This window comes from Streptomyces xanthophaeus, from assembly GCF_000725805.1.
Lineage (GTDB): Bacteria > Actinomycetota > Actinomycetes > Streptomycetales > Streptomycetaceae > Streptomyces > Streptomyces xanthophaeus.
This window is the reverse complement of sequence record NZ_JOFT01000026.1, coordinates 1-16,661: the sequence shown is the minus strand read 5'-3', so window position 1 is coordinate 16,661 and position 16,661 is coordinate 1. Positions and strand designations below refer to the sequence as shown.

General features: G+C 73.1%; 14 protein-coding genes and 1 riboswitch. Of the genes, 9 read left to right on the top strand and 5 right to left on the bottom strand.

Features of this window, described 5'->3' with window-relative positions:
• Positions 1 to 40 precede the first annotated feature (40 nt).
• A riboswitch (cobalamin riboswitch) is annotated at positions 41 to 266 on the top strand.
• 170 nt (positions 267 to 436) lie between these two features.
• The 4 genes from metE (at position 437) to IO30_RS0116770 (ending at position 5,947) form a co-directional block, all read left to right on the top strand.
• The gene (metE, locus tag IO30_RS0116785) at positions 437 to 2,758 is read left to right on the top strand and encodes a 5-methyltetrahydropteroyltriglutamate--homocysteine S-methyltransferase (RefSeq protein WP_031143812.1); all 2,322 of its coding nucleotides are present in this window, start codon (positions 437 to 439) and stop codon (positions 2,756 to 2,758) included.
• 201 nt (positions 2,759 to 2,959) lie between these two features.
• Positions 2,960 to 4,285, top strand: a complete 1,326-nt coding sequence (locus IO30_RS0116780) for a cytochrome P450 family protein (protein WP_051859060.1) — start codon at positions 2,960 to 2,962, stop codon at positions 4,283 to 4,285.
• Between the two features lie 40 nt (positions 4,286 to 4,325).
• Positions 4,326 to 5,375, top strand: a complete 1,050-nt coding sequence (locus IO30_RS0116775) for an amidohydrolase family protein (protein ID WP_031143808.1) — start codon at positions 4,326 to 4,328, stop codon at positions 5,373 to 5,375.
• 20 nt (positions 5,376 to 5,395) lie between these two features.
• Complete coding sequence (locus IO30_RS0116770) at positions 5,396 to 5,947, top strand: hypothetical protein (RefSeq protein WP_031143806.1); 552 nt, start codon at positions 5,396 to 5,398, stop codon at positions 5,945 to 5,947.
• A 56-nt stretch (positions 5,948 to 6,003) separates the two neighbouring features.
• On the opposite strand, the gene IO30_RS0116765 is transcribed toward IO30_RS0116770, so the two are convergent.
• Positions 6,004 to 7,035 carry a medium chain dehydrogenase/reductase family protein gene (locus IO30_RS0116765; protein WP_031143805.1) on the bottom strand — a complete coding sequence of 344 codons (1,032 nt, stop codon included), beginning with the start codon at positions 7,033 to 7,035 and terminating at the stop codon, positions 6,004 to 6,006.
• Positions 7,036 to 7,235: 200 nt separating this feature from the next.
• Between IO30_RS0116765 and IO30_RS0116760 the strand changes: the two genes are divergently transcribed.
• Positions 7,236 to 7,904 carry a TetR/AcrR family transcriptional regulator gene (locus IO30_RS0116760; RefSeq protein ID WP_031143804.1) on the top strand — a complete coding sequence of 223 codons (669 nt, stop codon included), beginning with the start codon at positions 7,236 to 7,238 and terminating at the stop codon, positions 7,902 to 7,904.
• Between the two features lie 22 nt (positions 7,905 to 7,926).
• Here IO30_RS0116760 and IO30_RS0116755 read toward each other — a convergent pair whose 3' ends face one another.
• Positions 7,927 to 8,748, bottom strand: coding sequence for a DUF1206 domain-containing protein (locus tag IO30_RS0116755; RefSeq protein WP_234321600.1), 822 nt, complete (start codon positions 8,746 to 8,748; stop codon positions 7,927 to 7,929).
• Between the two features lie 183 nt (positions 8,749 to 8,931).
• Here IO30_RS0116755 and IO30_RS0116750 point away from each other — a divergent pair, with 183 nt between their 5' ends.
• Entirely contained in the window at positions 8,932 to 9,636 is a 705-nt protein-coding gene (locus tag IO30_RS0116750) for a M15 family metallopeptidase (RefSeq protein WP_031143802.1), read from the top strand.
• A 45-nt stretch (positions 9,637 to 9,681) separates the two neighbouring features.
• Here IO30_RS0116750 and katG read toward each other — a convergent pair whose 3' ends face one another.
• Positions 9,682 to 11,913 carry a catalase/peroxidase HPI gene (katG, locus tag IO30_RS0116745; RefSeq protein WP_031143801.1) on the bottom strand — a complete coding sequence of 744 codons (2,232 nt, stop codon included), beginning with the start codon at positions 11,911 to 11,913 and terminating at the stop codon, positions 9,682 to 9,684.
• A gap of 429 nt (positions 11,914 to 12,342) precedes the next feature.
• Here katG and IO30_RS0116740 point away from each other — a divergent pair, with 429 nt between their 5' ends.
• Complete coding sequence (locus IO30_RS0116740; protein WP_031143799.1) at positions 12,343 to 12,759, top strand: Fur family transcriptional regulator; 417 nt, start codon at positions 12,343 to 12,345, stop codon at positions 12,757 to 12,759.
• A 13-nt stretch (positions 12,760 to 12,772) separates the two neighbouring features.
• Here the strand turns inward: IO30_RS0116740 and IO30_RS0116735 are convergent, their stop codons facing one another.
• Positions 12,773 to 13,627 (bottom strand): tetratricopeptide repeat protein, encoded by an 855-nt coding sequence (locus IO30_RS0116735; protein ID WP_157853329.1) that lies wholly within the window; start codon positions 13,625 to 13,627, stop codon positions 12,773 to 12,775.
• A 175-nt stretch (positions 13,628 to 13,802) separates the two neighbouring features.
• Positions 13,803 to 13,958, bottom strand: a complete 156-nt coding sequence (locus IO30_RS40585; protein ID WP_373316513.1) for a CsbD family protein — start codon at positions 13,956 to 13,958, stop codon at positions 13,803 to 13,805.
• A 149-nt stretch (positions 13,959 to 14,107) separates the two neighbouring features.
• Between IO30_RS40585 and IO30_RS0116725 the strand changes: the two genes are divergently transcribed.
• Both IO30_RS0116725 and IO30_RS0116720 read left to right on the top strand, forming a co-directional pair.
• Complete coding sequence (locus IO30_RS0116725) at positions 14,108 to 15,415, top strand: cytochrome P450 (RefSeq protein WP_199920987.1); 1,308 nt, start codon at positions 14,108 to 14,110, stop codon at positions 15,413 to 15,415.
• A gap of 67 nt (positions 15,416 to 15,482) precedes the next feature.
• Positions 15,483 to 16,523 carry an NAD-dependent epimerase/dehydratase family protein gene (locus tag IO30_RS0116720; RefSeq protein ID WP_031143794.1) on the top strand — a complete coding sequence of 347 codons (1,041 nt, stop codon included), beginning with the start codon at positions 15,483 to 15,485 and terminating at the stop codon, positions 16,521 to 16,523.
• Positions 16,524 to 16,661 lie beyond the last annotated feature (138 nt).

The following is a 16,661-nucleotide window of genomic DNA, read 5'->3' as shown; positions in this document are numbered from 1 at the left end:
GACAGCTGGACACCGGTGTTCACCGGCGCGGCATCCGGCCTACTCTGACCGAGCAGCTGGTTCGCCCCCGTCCGCCAGGCGGGATGCGTCGCAAGAGGGAATCCGGTGGAAGTCCGGAACTGCCCCGCAGCGGTGAGTGGGAACGACCGCCGTCATGAGCACTGGGACCGGAACAGGTCCTGGGAAGCGACGGCCAGTAGGGGCCCGCCGGGAGACCGGCAGGCGTGTCCACGAGTCCGAAGACCTGCCCGTTGCCCGCACGCGGACGATTCCGCGTGCGGAGATCCCGGTGACCTCGTGGGCGGGTCGGCGTGCACCTCAGGCGGACCCCCGCCGCGCAACCACTGCGCGACCGGGCCATGCCCGTTCCGGCACACCTTCGCAGCCTTCGGCCCGTCACCGGGCCCATGGAGACACGCTCGCGAAGGAGAGTTCCGTGACCACCGAGTCCGCATCCGCGGCCGTCCAGGCCACCGTGTACGGCTACCCCCGACAGGGCCAGAACCGCGAACTGAAGAGGGCCGTCGAGGGCTACTGGAAGGGCCGCGTCACCGCCGAAGCCCTCCGGGAGACCGCCCGCGACCTGCGCCGCAGCAACTGGCAGCAGCTGGCGGACGCCGGCCTCCACGAGGTCCCGGCCGGTGACTTCTCGTACTACGACCACGTCCTGGACACCAGCGTCATGGTCGGCGCCATCCCCGAGCGCCACCGGGCCGCCGTCGAAGCCGACGCCCTGGACGGATACTTCGCGATGGCCCGCGGCACCCAGGACGTGGCGCCGCTGGAGATGACCAAGTGGTTCGACACCAACTACCACTACCTCGTCCCCGAACTCGGCCCCGACACCGTCTTCACGGCCGACTCCGCCAAGCAGGTCGCCGAACTGAAGGAAGCCCTCGCCCTCGGCCACACCGCCCGCCCCGTACTGGTCGGACCCCTCACCTACCTGCTCCTCGCCAAGCCCGCCCCCGGCGTCGCCGACGACTTCGTCCCGCTGACCCTGCTCGACCGGCTGCTGCCCGTCTACGCCGAGGTCCTCGCCGACCTGCGCGCCGCCGGAGCCGAATGGGTCCAGCTCGACGAGCCGGCCCTCGTCCAGGACCGCACCCCCGCCGAACTGAACGCCGCCGCCCGTACCTACCAGGAGCTCGGCGCCCTCACCGACCGCCCCAAGCTGCTCGTCGCCTCCTACTTCGACCGGCTCGGCGAGGCCCTGCCCGTCCTCGCGAAGGCGCCCGTGGAAGGCCTCGCCCTCGACTTCACCGACGCGGCCGCCGCCAACCTGCGCGACCTCGCCGCGGTCGGCGGGCTGCCCGGCAAGCGCCTGGTCGCCGGTGTGGTCAACGGCCGCAACATCTGGATCAACGACCACCAGAAGTCGCTGACCCTCCTCGGCACCCTCCTCGGCCTGGCCGACCGCGTCGACGTCGCCGCCTCCTGCTCCCTGCTGCACGTCCCGCTGGACGCCGCCGCCGAACGGGACATCGACCCGCAGATCCGGCGCTGGCTCGCCTTCGCCCGCCAGAAGACCGCCGAGATCGCCACCCTCGCCAAGGGCCTGGAGCGCGGCACCGGCGCGATCGCCGCCGAACTGGCCGCCAACCAGGCCGACCTGGCCTCCCGAGCGGCCTCCTCGATCACCCACGACCCTGCCGTCCGCGCCCGCACCGCCGCCGTCACCGAGGCCGACGGCCGCCGCTCCCTGCCCTACGCCGAACGGGCCGCCGCCCAGCGCACCCACCTGGGCCTGCCGCTGCTGCCCACCACCACCATCGGCTCCTTCCCGCAGACCGACGAACTGCGCGTGGCCCGAGCCGACCTGCGGGCCGGCCGCACGGACACCGCCGGGTACGAGGAGCGCATCGAGGCCGAGATCCGCGAGGTCATCGCCTACCAGGAGAAGGCCGGCCTCGACGTCCTCGTGCACGGCGAACCCGAACGCAACGACATGGTGCAGTACTTCGCCGAACAGCTCACCGGCTACCTCGCCACCCAGCACGGCTGGGTCCAGTCCTACGGCACCCGCTACGTCCGCCCGCCGGTCCTTGCCGGGGACATCTCCCGCCCCGAGCCGATGACCGTCCGCTGGACCACGTACGCCCAGGCGCAGACCGGCAAGCCCGTCAAGGGCATGCTCACCGGCCCCGTCACCATGCTCGCCTGGTCCTTCGTCCGCGACGACCAGCCCCTCGGCGACACCGCCCGCCAGGTCGGACTCGCCCTGCGCGACGAGGTCACCGACCTCGAAGCGGCCGGGACCTCCGTCATCCAGGTGGACGAGCCCGCACTGCGCGAGACCCTGCCGCTGCGCGCCGACGGACACGCCGACTACCTGGCGTGGGCCACGGAGTCCTTCCGCCTGACGACCTCGGGCGTGCGGCCGCAGACCCAGATCCACACCCACATGTGCTACGCGGAGTTCGGCGACATCGTCCAGGCCATCGACGACCTCGACGCCGACGTCATCAGCCTGGAGGCGGCCCGCTCCCACATGCAGGTCGCGACCGAGCTCGCCGAGCACGGGTACCCGCGCGAGGCGGGCCCCGGCGTCTGGGACATCCACTCCCCGCGCGTCCCCTCCACCGCCGAGGCCGCCGCACTGCTGCGCAAGGGCCTCGAGGCGATCCCCGCCGAGCGGCTCTGGGTCAACCCGGACTGCGGCCTGAAGACCCGCGGCTGGACCGAGACCCGGGCCTCCCTGGAACACCTCGTCGAGGCGGCCCGCGAGGTCCGCGCGGAGGTGGGCGGTACCGCCTGACGGCCCCGGGGGAGTCCAGGTCCACTCCGTCCCCGTGGACCGGGGCTCCCCCCGTTCGGCCCCCCTCGTCGCGCCGCTTGCGCCCCTTCCGCCGGTTCCCCCGCTTCCTCACCCGAACGAGCCAACGGCCGTTTCGCCGTCCACCTCCACAGGGAACCGGTGTCTGCGCGGAACGTGAGCCTCACGAAGGGTGTGCAGAACATGGCGCAGGAGAACGCGGCACCGCAGGACGCCGGAACGCTGCAGGACATCGTGTCGGCCGTGTCCCGGGGCGCGCCCGAGTTCCGGGCCTGCCCCCACCCCGCCTACGCCACGCTGCGCGAGCAGGCGCCCGTATGCCCCCTGACGCCCCCGCACGGCGTCGACACGTACCTCATCACCCGCTACGACGACGCCCGTGACGCCCTGTCCGATCCGCGGTTCAGCAAGAACATGCGCGGGGCGCTCGACACCTACCACGCGGTGTACGGCAGCTTCTTCGACGCGCTCGACGACAACGTGCTGTTCTCCGACCCGCCCCGGCACACCCGGCTGCGCCGCTCCCTGCGCGGGGCCTTCACCCCGCGGCGCGTCGAGGAGATGAGACCCCGCATCACCGAGATCGCCGAGAAGCTCCTCGCGGACTGCCGCAGGAGCAACGAGGTCGACCTGATGCCGTCCTTCGCGTTCCCGCTGCCGATCGCGGTCCTGTGCGAACTGATGGGCATCCCCCCGGGCGACCGGCCGGAGATCCTGGCGCAGTTCGGCGTGGTGACGCGGTCCCGGTTCGACCCCTCGAAGAGCGCGGAACTGCGCGTCGCCGAGGAATGGCTCCAGAACCGGCTGGGCCAACTGATCGCCGACACCCGCGCGCATCCGTCCGACAGCTTCCTCAGCGACCTGATCCGGGCGGAGGAGGCCCTGGACGACGCGGACCTGATCTCCTCGCTGTGGGTCATCTTCTTCGCCGGGCACAAGACCACGGCCTTCCAGATCGGCAACTCCGTCCTCCATCTGCTGCGGCGTCCCGACCAGCTGGAGCGGCTCCGCAGGAACCCGGCACTGATCCCGGGAGCCGTGGAGGAGATCGTCCGCTTCGAGGGCTCCGTCGAGACCTCCACCTTCCGGTACGCGACCGAGGACGTCGAACTCCGCGGCACGCTCATCCCCGAGGGGTCCCTCGTCCAGATCGCCATCTCGGCGGCCAACCGGGACCCCGGCAAGTTCGACTCCCCGGACGTCCTCGACGTGACCCGCGAGGGCATCCAGGGCACGCACCTGGGCTTCGGCCACGGGACGCACTACTGCCTGGGCGCGCCGCTGGCCCGGCTCGAACTGGAGGTCGCGCTCTCCTGCCTGCTGCGGGAGTTCCCTCAGATGCGGCTGGCCGACCCGCGGGAGAGCGAGGCGGCCTGGCTCAGGGGTCCGGTGGCGGCGTTCCGGGGGCTGGAGCGGCTCCCGCTCGTCCTGGAGCCGTCGCGCCCGGCCGGGGACGTCCCGGAGGCGCCCGACGTCCCGGAGCTGGCCTCCGTCACCCCGCGCCCCTGACTGACCTGACCAACCGAATCCGACAGGCGGTGGATGGGCGATGCCCGAATACTCGAGTACCTCCGGACCGGCCCTGGGTCTCCTCGGCACGCAGGAGGGGGCGCCGCCCCACTCCGTCCCGGCCGGGTCGCACGGCCAGCGGACGAAGATCGACATGCACCACCACTACTGCGCCCCGCAGTGGCGCGAGTGGGCCGAACACCACGGGCTGGTCAAGCCGGGGCAACTGCCGCCCTGGGCGAAGCTCGACACCGAGGCCGCGATCGCCTTCATGGACCGCGCCGGCATCGCCACGGCCGTCCTGAAGCCGATGCTGCCCGCCCGCTACCCGTCCTCGGCGCAGTTGCGCGAGGCGATCAACATCACGCTCCAGTCGATGATCGAGGTGGCGCAGTCGCACCCGGGGCGGTTCGCCTTCTACGTCCCCCTCTTCCTGGACGACCCCGACGCCTCCTCGTGGGCCGTGCGCCGCGGGCTCGGGCAGCTCGGCGCGGTCGGGGTGAACGTGACGGCCAACTACGACGGGGTCTACCTCGGGGACCCCTCCTACGACCGCCTGTTCCACGAGCTGAACGAGCACCGTGCCGTGGTCGACACCCACCCGCACAACCTCCCGGGCTGCGCACCCGGCGCGACGACGGTCCCCGGCATCCCGAACTTCATCTGCGACTTCCTCCTGGACACCACCCGCGCCGCGGTGAACATGATCAGCAGGAGGGTGCTGGACCGCTTCCCCGACCTCTCGGTGATCCTCCCGCACGCCGGCGGGTTCCTCCCGTACATCGCCACTCGCATGCAGGCCCTCGGACGGTTCTGCGACCCGCCCCTGGACCCCGCCGTCGTCCGGGACCACCTGCAGCGCTTCTACTACGACACCGCGGGCCCCATGGCCCCGGCGGCCACCCTGCTGACCCAGGTCCCCGCCGACCGCCTGCTGTTCGGCACCGACTGGCCGGCCGCCCCGGCCGACACCGTCACGGACCTCGCGCTCTCCGCCCTCGACGCGGATCCGGCCTTCACCCCGGAACAGCTCCAGGGGATCTACCACGACAACGCGCTGCGCCTCATCCCCCAACTGGCCACCGTCTGACCCACGTGAAGGAGCCCACCATGGTCCGCAGCCCCGGCCTGGTCCTCGCGGCCGCTGCCACGCTCGTCCTCGCCTCGGCCGCCGCGGCGGCCGGTGCGGACGGTCCCGGCTCGGCCGCCGCCCAACAGGCCGCCACGTACCGGGCGACCGCCCCGTTCCAGCTGCACGCCAACGGGGTGAAGGCCGGGTACAAGCCGGACAAGTACTGCGTCGTGGACAAGACGGCGGGCAAGGGCGCGCTCGGCTACCCGCACTTCAACCACGCCTACGACAACTCCGTGGACCCGTCGGTGCCCACGGCCCTGTTCTACGAGGACGACGGGCGCGGTGGCAAGCGCCTGGTCGGCGTCCAGTGGATGGTCTACGACCGGGACCAGAACCTCGCGACGGACGACGACCGCCCCACCCTGTTCGGCCGCCCCTTCACCGGCCCCCACCGCGCCAACTACCCGGGCCAGCCGGTGCACTACGCCCTCCACCTGTGGCTCTGGAAGAAGAACCCGCTGGGCACCTTCACCACGTACAACCCGGCAGTGACCTGCCTCCCGGGCACGACCCGCCCCCCGGTGTGAGCATCGCCGTCGCAGCGATGCGGTGACCGCCCCTGACCCCTGCCTTGCGGGCCGGGTCAGGGGACCAGGACGACCTTGCCCGCGACCGTGCCCGACTCGGCCAGGCGCATCGCCTCGGCGGCCCGGGAGAGGGGGATCTCGGCGGCCACCCGTGCGGTGATCTCGCCGCGCTGGAGGGCGGTGAAGACCTGGGTGAGGTCGGAGCGCAGGCGGGCCCGGAAGCGGTTCGCGGCGTAGGCGCGGCCGGCCCAGACGTTGAAGAAGTAGGCGCTGCGACCGTTGGGCAGCCAGTTCCACAGCCACACCCGCCCCAGCAGCCGCAGGACGGGCCAGGCCCCCGAGCCCTCGTCGTCCCGGGTGGCAGCGCTGCCGTACGAGACGAGCGTGCCGCCGGGGGCCAGGAGCCGCCAGGAGTCGACGACCCCGTCCCCGCCGACGTGGTCGAAGACGGCGTCCACCCCGCCGGGCGCGAGCTGCCGTACGCGTGCGGGGACCTCGCCCGAGCGGTAGTCGACCGGGACCACCCCGAGCGCCCGCAGGGCCTCGTGGTGGCGGGCGGACGCGGTGCCGATCACCCGGATGCCCGCGGCGAGCGCCAGCTGGACCAGGACCGAGCCGACGCCGCCGTTGGCGCCGTGGACCAGGACGGTGCCCCCGGCGCGCACCCGGGCCTTGCGGTGCAGCATCTGCCAGGCGGTGATGCCGTTGACGACCGCGGTCTCCGCGTCGGCCGCCCGGACCCCCTCCGGCACCTCCACCGCGTCGGCCGCGTCGACCAGGACGTGGCTCGCCCAGCCCCCGGTCTTCGTCATGGCGGCCACCCGCCGGCCGATCAGGTCGGCCGCGACCCCCGGGCCCGTGGCCAGCACGGTGCCGACCAGGTCGTATCCCGGGACGAAGGGGAAGGAGGGCTGGTCGTAGTACCGGCCGCGGCGCATCTGCTGCTCGGCGAAGGACACTCCTGTGGCCTCCATGCCGATGAGCACCTGCCCGGCGGCGGGCACCGGTACCGGGCCGCGGTGCAGTTCCAGTCCTTCCGGCTCGACCTTGCCGGGCAGAACGACCTCTACGCGCTCGACGGTGTCCATGAAGACCTCCGGGGTTTTGTGGTTCTCGTGTTCGTTAGAAGGTGTAACCAGAGTGAATGGCAATAGCCTCCCTGTCAAGCGAGTGCTTGCATCGGTCGCGAGGGGGCATGCCGATGGTGATAGGTTCTAACTAATAGGTTCTAGCTAACGCAGTGCGCGATGACCGGCGTGCAGAGTGCAGGCAGAAAGAGGTGGCGGACGTGACCGGACCCACGACGACCCCGCGCGAGCGGTACCGGCAGCAGGTGCGCGCCGAGGTCAAGGAGAAGGCCTGGCAGCAGATCGCCGGTTCCGGCGCCTCCGCCCTGTCGCTCAACGCCATCGCCAAGCAGATGGGCATGAGCGGACCCGCGCTCTACCGGTACTTCGCCAACCGCGACGAGCTGATCACGGAACTCGTCACGGACGCGTACCGCAGCCTCGCCGACGCCTTCGCGGCCGTCCCCGCCGGGGCACCCGGTCCGCACCACCTCGCCGGTCTGGCCCGGACCCTGCGCCGGTGGGCCCTGGCGGACCCGCACCGCTACTTCCTCGTCTACGGCACCCCGGTACCCGGCTACCAGGCGCCGCAGGACGTCACGGAGATCGCCGGGGAGATGATGTCCGTCCTGCTCGACGCCTGCGCCGCGGCGGGGACCGATCCCGCCCGCGGGGCATCGGCCGAGACCCTCGACGGGCACCTGGCGGATCACCGGGGCTGGGCCGGGAGCCACCCGGACGCCCCGCCCGCGGCCCTGCGCCTGGCCCTCGCCTTCTGGAGCCGCCTGCACGGGGTGCTGTCCCTGGAACTGGCGGGCCACTTCACCGGCATGGGCCTGGACCCGGCCCTGCTCTACGCGGCGGAGGCCGACGCCCTCACCGCGCCGTGAGGCCCCTTCCGGCCCGCGGCGCTCAGACCTTGCGCCAGCGGGCCATCGCGAAGGAGAACACCCCGAAGAGCATCAGCCCGACGGCCACCGCGAGCAGCAGCCACGGCCCGGCCGGCGTCCCGGCGAAGGTGCGGAGCGTGTCGTCGACGCCCCGCGCGTGTGCGGGGTCGTAGTCGACCGCCGCGTACGTGACGAACCCGCCGACCGCCGCGAAGAGCGCGCCCCGCGCGATGCCGCCGCTCACCCCGAGGAAGTCCACCGCCGAGCGCACCCGGGCGGACGCCCCGTTCATCGCGAGGTCCTTGCGGAAGCTGCGCCGGGCCGCCTGTACGGCGATCACCACGCCACCGATGCCAATCGCCACCCCGGCGGCGGCCACCAGCCACTGGCCCGCCGGGAGATCCAGGGCCCGCGCCGTCACGTCCCGGGACTGCTCGTCACCGGAGCGTGCGGGCCCGTCGCCCGCGGCGAAGGAGAGCACGGAGAAGGCGACCACGGCGTAGAACACGGCGCGCGCCGCCGCCGCCAGGCGCTTGGTGGCCTTGCGGCCGTCCGGGCCCGGGCCGCCGAACACAGCCTCCAGGAGCCGCCACAGCGTCATGCCCACCAGGCCGATGCCGACGGCCCACACGAGCACGCCGCCGAAGGGCTTGCCCGCGATCTCCTGGAGGGCGCCCTGCCGGTCCGCTTCCCCGGCGCCCGAGTCGCCGAACGCGATGCGCGCGGCCAGCAGCCCCACGAGCACGTACAGCACACCGCGCGCCGTCAGCCCGCTGCGTGCCATGACCAGCGTGGCCTGCTCCCCGCGGGACCCTCTGCGCAGTTTCGTACCCGTCGCTCTCATGCCCATCCCCGACCCCGCTCGTCGCCGTCCGTCGCCGCTTGAGGCGCTGTCGTCTCCCGTCGTGCGCTTGCCCGGACCGCCGGCGTCCATGCGCCGCGGCGGCACGCCACGGGGGCGGGCGGGGAGGGGAGCGCGGGCCTGCGGCCGGTGGCGGGGCGGGCGGGGCCCGCTTACCGTGAGGCAGTGCGACCTGTCTCCACAGCCGTCACCGCGGTCGTAGCGGTGGTCGCGCTGTGTACCACCGCACCCGGCTGCACGAGCGTGTCCGCGCCGGCGGTCCCGTCCGCGTCCCCGTCCGTGGCCCGGGTCCGGGACCCGGGCGCCGGGCTGGCCGCCGAGGTGGAGCGGGTGACGGCGGCGGACCTGGGCGCCACGTACCGGCCGGGCTGTCCGGTCGGACCCGAACGGCTGCGGCTGGTCCGCATGAACCACTGGGGTTTCGACGGCAGGGTCCACCGGGGCGAACTCGTCGTCCACGAGCGGGCGGTCGGACCCGTCCTGCGGGTCTTCGGCAAGGCCTTCGACGCGAAGTTCCCCATCCGGCGCATGCGGCCGGTGGCGGCGTACGGCGGCGACGACGCCCGCTCGATGGCGGACGACAACACCTCCGCCTTCAATTGCCGGCAGGTCACCGGCGATCCCGGCCGCCGCTCCCGGCACGCCTACGGGGACGCCGTGGACATCGGACCGGTGCAGAACCCGTACGTGGACCGCCGCGGCACCGTCCGTCCGCCCGCGGGCGGGGCCCATCTGCGGCGCGAGCCCGCCGGACCGGGCATGATCCGCCCCGGCGACGTCATCACCCGGGCCTTCGAGGCGGAGGGCTGGCACTGGGGCGGCCGCTGGTCCAACCCCGACTACCAGCACTTCTCGGCGACGGGTGGCTGAGCGGCCTCCCGGGCCGGCCCGTGGGGGCCGGCCCGGACGGCACGGTCAGACGAGGTCGAACCGGTCGAGGTCCATGACCTTGGTCCACGCCGCGACGAAGTCCTTCACGAACTTCGCCTTCGCGTCGTCGCTCGCGTAGACCTCCGCGAGCGCCCGCAGCTCGGAGTTCGAGCCGAACACGAGGTCGGCGCGGGTGCCGGTCCACTTGACCTCGCCCGTGGCGGCGTCGAGGCCCTCGAAGTGGTTCTCGTCCTCGGAGGTCGCCTTCCACGTCGTGCCCAGGTCGAGCAGGTTGACGAAGAAGTCGTTGGTCAGCTTCCCGGGGGTCTTGGTGAGGACGCCGTGCCGCGACTGCTGGTGGTTCGCGCCGAGCACCCGCAGGCCGCCGACGAGGGCGGTCATCTCGGGAGCGCTCAGGTTCAGCAGGTTCGCCCGGTCGATCAGCAGGTACTCGGCCGGAAGGCGGTTGCCCTTGCCGAGGTAGTTGCGGAAGCCGTCGGCGACCGGCTCCATCGCGGCGAACGACTCCACGTCGGTCTGCTCCTGCGTGGCGTCCGCGCGGCCCGGGGTGAAGGGCACCTGGACGTCGGCACCGGCGTCCTTGGCGGCCTGCTCGACCGCGGCGGCGCCGGCCAGCACGATCAGGTCGGCGAGGGAGATCCGCTTGCCGCCGCTCTGGGCGGAGTTGAAGGACTCCTGGATCCCCGTCAGCGTGCGCAGTACGGTCGCCAGCTGGTCGGGGTCGTTGGCCTCCCACCCGCTCTGCGGCTGGAGGCGGATGCGCCCGCCGTTGGCACCGCCGCGCTTGTCGCTGCCGCGGAAGGAGGAGGCCGACGCCCATGCGGCGGAAACCAGTTGGGACACCGACAGGTCCGAGGCGAGGACCTGCTGCTTGAGGGCGGCGACGTCGTCGGCGCCGACGAGTTCGTGCGTCACCTCCGGCAGCGGGTCCTGCCACAGCAGGGTCTCGGCCGGGACCTCCGGGCCGAGGTAGCGCACGGCCGGGCCCATGTCGCGGTGGGTCAGCTTGTACCAGGCGCGGGCGAAGGCGTCCGCGAACGCGGCCGGGTCCTGGTGGAAGCGCCGGGAGATCTGCTCGTAGGCCGGGTCGAAGCGGAGCGACAGGTCCGTCGTCAGCATCGTCGGCGCGTGGCTCTTCGACGCGTCGTGGGCGTCGGGAACCGTGCCCGCGCCGGCCCCGTCCTTCGGCCGCCACTGGTGCGCGCCGGCGGGGCTCTTGAACAGCTCCCACTCGTAGCCGAAGAGGATGTCGAAGAAGGTGTTGTCCCAGGTGATCGGAGTGTTCGTCCAGATCCCCTCAAGACCGCTGGTGATGGCGTCGGCGCCCTTGCCGGTGCCGTAGGAGTTCTTCCAGCCGAAGCCCTGCTGCTCGATCGGGGCGGCTTCGGGGTCGTCGCCGACGCTCTCCGCCGGGCCCGCGCCGTGGGTCTTGCCGAAGGTGTGGCCGCCCGCGATCAGGGCAACCGTTTCCTCGTCGTTCATCGCCATCCGGCGGAAGGTCTCGCGGATGTCGCGGGCCGCGGAAATCGGGTCCGGATTGCCGTTGGGGCCCTCGGGGTTGACGTAGATGAGGCCCATCTGGACCGCGCCGAGGGGGTTCTCCAGCTCACGGTCGCCGGTGTAGCGCTCGTCGTCGAGCCAGGTGGTCTCGGGGCCCCAGTACACGTCCTCGTCGGGCTCCCAGACGTCCGCGCGGCCGCCGCCGAAGCCGAAGGTCTCGAAGCCCATCGACTCCAGCGCGACGTTGCCCGCGAGGATCATGAGGTCGGCCCAGGACAGGCTCTGGCCGTACTTCTTCTTCACCGGCCACAGCAGACGGCGGGCCTTGTCGAGGTTGCCGTTGTCCGGCCAGCTGTTGAGCGGCGCGAAGCGCTGCTGCCCGGCCCCGGCGCCGCCGCGGCCGTCGCTGATCCGGTAGGTGCCCGCGCTGTGCCAGGCCATCCGGATCATGAACGGGCCGTAGTGGCCGAAGTCGGCGGGCCACCAGTCCTGCGAGGTGGTCAGCACCTCCGCGATGTCCTGCTTCACCGCGGGGAGGTCCAGGGTCCTGAACGCCGCGGCGTAGTCGAACTCCTCACCGAGCGGGTTGGCCACGGCGGGGTTCTTCGCGAGGATCTTCAGGTTGAGGCGCTCCGGCCACCACTGGCGGTTTCCGCCGCCCTGCGTCGGGTGGGGGGCGCGGTCGTGCGCGACCGGACAGCCGCTGCTGCCGTCCGACTTCGCGTCGACGACGATTGCATCATGGTTCTCAGACATGGGAATCCTTCCGGACCAGGCGGATCACGCGGTGCTCAGGAACTGCATGCGGGGGAGAACGGTCGGGGCGCGGGGGTACGTGGCACATGGCTCAGGACGCCGGCCGCACCGGCGTACGGGCCCCGGGCCGGTCGATCGCCTCGACGCCGGGTGGTCACCGTCCCTGACGGTGTCGAGCAGCGGGACGCGGGAGGCCGGCACCTGCATGTCGGCACCGCGCGGGTTCTCGGCGGTGGTCCGTCACGTTTCAGTCTCCTGCCGCTCTGGAATCTTCCTGTCCCTTGGCTATCAGACAATCCGATCCTACGATGGACGGAATCCAAGTCAAGAAGGACACCAAGCCGATATCCCATCGGATACAAGACGTCCACCGGTGATGACTGCCGGTGAGTCCCGGGTGCACCGCCGAGCCTGAATAGGTGAGCCGATATGAGCGACCTGCTGGAGCGACTGCGAGGGCGCGGCTGGCGCATGACGTCCCAGCGGCGCGTGGTCGCTGAGGTACTCGACGGCGAGCACGTGCACCTCACGGCCGACGAGGTGCACGCCCGGGCGGCGCAGCGGCTGCCGGAGATCTCCCGGGCGACCGTGTACAACGCCCTGGGCGAGCTCGTCTCGCTGGGCGAGGTCGCGGAGGTCACCACCGACGGCAGGGCCAAGCGCTACGACCCGAACGCGCACCACCCGCACCATCACCTGGTGTGCTCCGGCTGCGGCCTGATCCGCGACGTCCACGCCGGCGGCGACCCGCTGGCGTCCCTCCCGGCCGAGGAACGCTTCGGCTTCACGGTCTCCGGCGTGGAGGTCACCTACCGTGGCCTGTGCCCCGCCTGCGCCGGCGCCTAGGCCTGGCGAGCGCTCAGGCCTGGGCCGACGAGATGCGGGCCAGGAGCGCGTGGATCCTGGTGAAGCGGCGGTGTTGCGGGTGCAGGTACGGCTCGCACGCGGCCAGGGCCCGTCGGGCCTCGGTCTCCGCCTCGCCGTGGCGGCCCAGGGCATACAGGGCCCCGGCCGTGATGAGTTCCAGTTCACCGCCGGCGGAAGGCAGGGGCTCGGGGAAGGGCATGCATGCCTCGGCCAGTGCCTCTTCGTGGCGCCCCTGCCCCGTCAGGCTGCGGACGAGCACCCGGTGCAGGGCGGTCGCCATCCTCTTCTCGGCCCGGGGCAGGTGCCCGCGGGCGATCGCTTCCGCCTCCTCGTACCGCTCCTGCGCGCACAGGGCGTCGCCCAGGCAGGCCAGGGCGAGCAGTTCGGGCTGCCACACCTCGGTCAGGTGCGCGATCCGGGTCAACGCCCGCAGTACGTCCTGGGCTTCGGCCTCCGCCTCGGCGGGCCGGCCCTCTTCGATCAGCACCCACGCCCGGCTGATCCGAACGGTCAGCAGCAGGGTCCGGCCGCCGCCGGACAACTGCTGCTCCATGTCCCCGATCAGGGCGTCCAGTTCGCCCAGCACCGCCGCGCCGCGCCCGTGGTGGATCGCGGCCGTGGCGGCGTAGAAGCCGGCCTGCCAGGCGGTCACCGGACGCCGGTCCCGGCCCCGGACACCCCGGCGGGCCGCTACGACGACCCGCGCCCGCGCCTCGGCCTCCTCGTACCGGCCCTCGCCGATCAGCCGATGGGCCTCGTCCAGGACAGCTCCGTGCCACGGCGCCGCAGAGCCCGTCGCCCACGCCTTCCAGGAGGCAGCACTCCACACACCAGTTCGCACCGTCACGGTCCGCGAGCCTACGTGCCCACTGAACCCGGTCTGCGTGCGGGTGCGTTGGTACGCGGACAGGAGCGGGGACGGGGGCGGGGCGGCGGCGCACGACGGGGGCCGGGCACCCGTCGTGCGGGTGCCCGGCCCTGCCCGTCCCCACGGGTTGTGCCGAGGAGCTGCTCCGAGGGAGCTAGTCCTTCAGCACGTCCTTGATCTTCTCCTTGGCCTGGCGGGCGTCGCCCTTGGCCTGTTCCGTGCGGCCCTCCGCCGTGAGGCGTTCGTTGCCGACCGTGCGGCCCATGGCCTCCTTGGCCTTGCCCTTGGCCTGTTCCTTCTTGGCCTTCATCTTTTCCTCGCCCGACACGGTCACCACTCCCGTCACTCGGAACCTCTTCGTATCTGTCTCCGCAGCGCCTAACCCGAACGCCGCTTCCTAAACGCGGCCCCCGCCGCGGACACCGGCATGGGCCCCCACCGGCCGGGTAGGCGCAGGTCATGTCCGTTCCGCTGACCGACAGCACGTTCTCCCTGCTGGCGCACGGTTACGCCTGGGCCCCGGCCCTGCGCCGGGCCCACGACGGTGCGCCACTGGTCCGCACCCGTCTGATGGGGCGGCCCACGGCCCTCCTGCACGGCCGCGAAGCCGTCGCGCTCTTCTACGACGAGGACCGCGTCCGGCGCCACGGGGCCCTGCCGGCCCCCGTGCTCGACACCCTCTTCGGCAGGGGCGCCGTGCACACCCTGGACGGGCTGGAGCACCAGGTCCGCAAGCGGATGTTCGTCTCCCTGCTGATGGCGCCCGACCGCATCGCCGCGCTCACCCAGCGTGTCGAGAGCGGCTGGCGGGAGGCCGTCCCCACCTGGGAAGGGCGCCGGGTCGTGCTCTTCGACGAGGTGGCCACCCTGCTCGCCCAGGCCGTGTGCGACTGGGTCGGGCTGCCCGTCACCGACGACGCCGCCCCGGAGATCGCCGAGGACTGCGTGGCCATGGTCGACGGCTTCGCCGCCGCGGGCCGCCGCCACCGGCGCGCCCGCCGGGCCCGCGAGCGGCAGGAGGAGGCCCTGGCCCGGGCCGTCGAGGACGTCCGCGGCGGCCCCCACCCCGACGGCCCCTTCGCCCCGTCCCGGCACGCCGCCCTGGCCGGGTCCCCGCTGGCGGAGGTCGCCGCGCACCGAGGCCACGACGGAGCCCTCCTCGACCCGCACACCGCGGCCGTGGAACTCCTGAACATCATCCGGCCCACCGTCGCCGTCGCCTGGTTCGCCGTCTTCACCGCCCACGCCCTGCACCGCCATCCCGTACGGGCCGAACAACTGCGTACGGCCGGACCCGCCCAGGCGCGGGCCTTCGCGCACGAGGTCAGGCGCTTCTACCCGTTCGTCCCCCTCCTCGGAGGCGTGGCCGCCCGCGACCTCACCTTCGCCGGCGGCGAGGTCCCGGCCGGGACCCTGCTCCTGATCGACGTCTACGGCCACCACCACGACCCCGCCCTGTGGCAGGCCCCGTACCACTTCGACCCCGGCCGCTTCCTCGGCCGCGAACCCCCGGACGAACTCATCCCGCAGGGCGGCGGCGACGCCCGGACCGGCCACCGCTGCCCCGGCGAGGACCTCACGCTCTCCCTGCTCACCGCCCTCGGCCCGGCCCTCGCCGACCTGCGCTTCGCCGTCCCGCAACAGGACCTCTCCATCCCGCTGAGCCGCATCCCGACCCGGCCCCGCAGCGGATTCGTCATCGAGACCGCGACCACCCCGAGCAGTCGGCCGCCCCGCCGCCCCCTCCCGATCGGAGGCCGGCCGTGAACGCCCCCGGGCGGACGTCCGGACCCGCGGGGGACACGTACCCGTACCGGACGACGGAGCGAGCGCCATGCGTGTCGTCGTGACCGGAGCGACGGGCAATGCGGGGACGAGCCTCGTACGGGCCCTGGCGGGCGAGCCGTCCGTCAGCGACGTGCTCGGCCTGGCGCGCCGCCTCCCGGGGCCGGCCGGCCCGCGGGCGGCAGGCGTACGGTGGGCCGCCGCGGACGTCGGCCCGCACGGCCCCGACCTCGCCGCGCTCTTCGACGGCGCGGACGCCGTCGTCCACCTCGCCTGGAAGTTCCAGCCCACCCACGACCCGGTCGAGACCTGGGAGACCAACGTCCTCGGCAGCATCCGCGTGTTCGAGGCGTGCGCGCGGGCGGGCGTCCGCGCGCTGGTGCACGCCTCCTCCGTCGGCGCCTACTCGCCCGGACCGCACACGGACCTGCCGGTCGACGAGACCTGGCCCACGCACGGCTGGCCCGGAGCCGCGTACACCCGGGAGAAGGCCTACCTCGAACGCTACTTGGACGGGTACCAGCTGACCCACCCGCAGATGCGCGTCGTCCGGATGCGGCCCGCGTTCCTGTTCAAGGCGGCCTCGGCGGCCGAGCAGCGGCGGATCCTCGCGGGCCCGCTGCTGCCGTGGTGGCTGATCCGGCCCGGCCTGATCCCCGTGGTGCCCGCGGTCACCGGACTGCGGTTCCAGGCGCTGGACACCGACGACGCCGCCCGGGCCTACGCGGCGGCGGTCCTGCGCCCCGTCACGGGCCCCTTCAACCTCGTCGCCGACCCGGTCCTGGACACGGCCGCAGTGGCGGGGCTGCTGCGTGCGCGCACCGTCCAGGTGTCCTCGGGCGCGGCCCGCGCCGTGCTCGCCGCAGGCTGGCGGATGCACCTGGCCCCGGCCGACCCGGGGCTGCTGGACGCGGTGCTGCGGATGCCGCTGCTCGACGCGGGACGGGCCCGTACCGAACTCGGCTGGGAACCCGCCCGTACGGCCACCGACGCGGTCGCCGCATTCCTGGACGGGCTCCGCCACGGCACCGGTATGGACACCCCGCCGCTCGCCGGTTCCGGCGCGGGCGGGGCCGGCCGCCGGGGCTGACCGGCGGCCGGTGGTCCCGGGTCCGGGGCGGCCTGGGCCGAGACGGCCTAGATGTGTTGTCCGGACAGGTTGGTGACGCGGCTGGCGGGTGTTTGGCCTTGGATGCCGGTGTGGGGCCGGTGGTAGTTGTACCAGTCG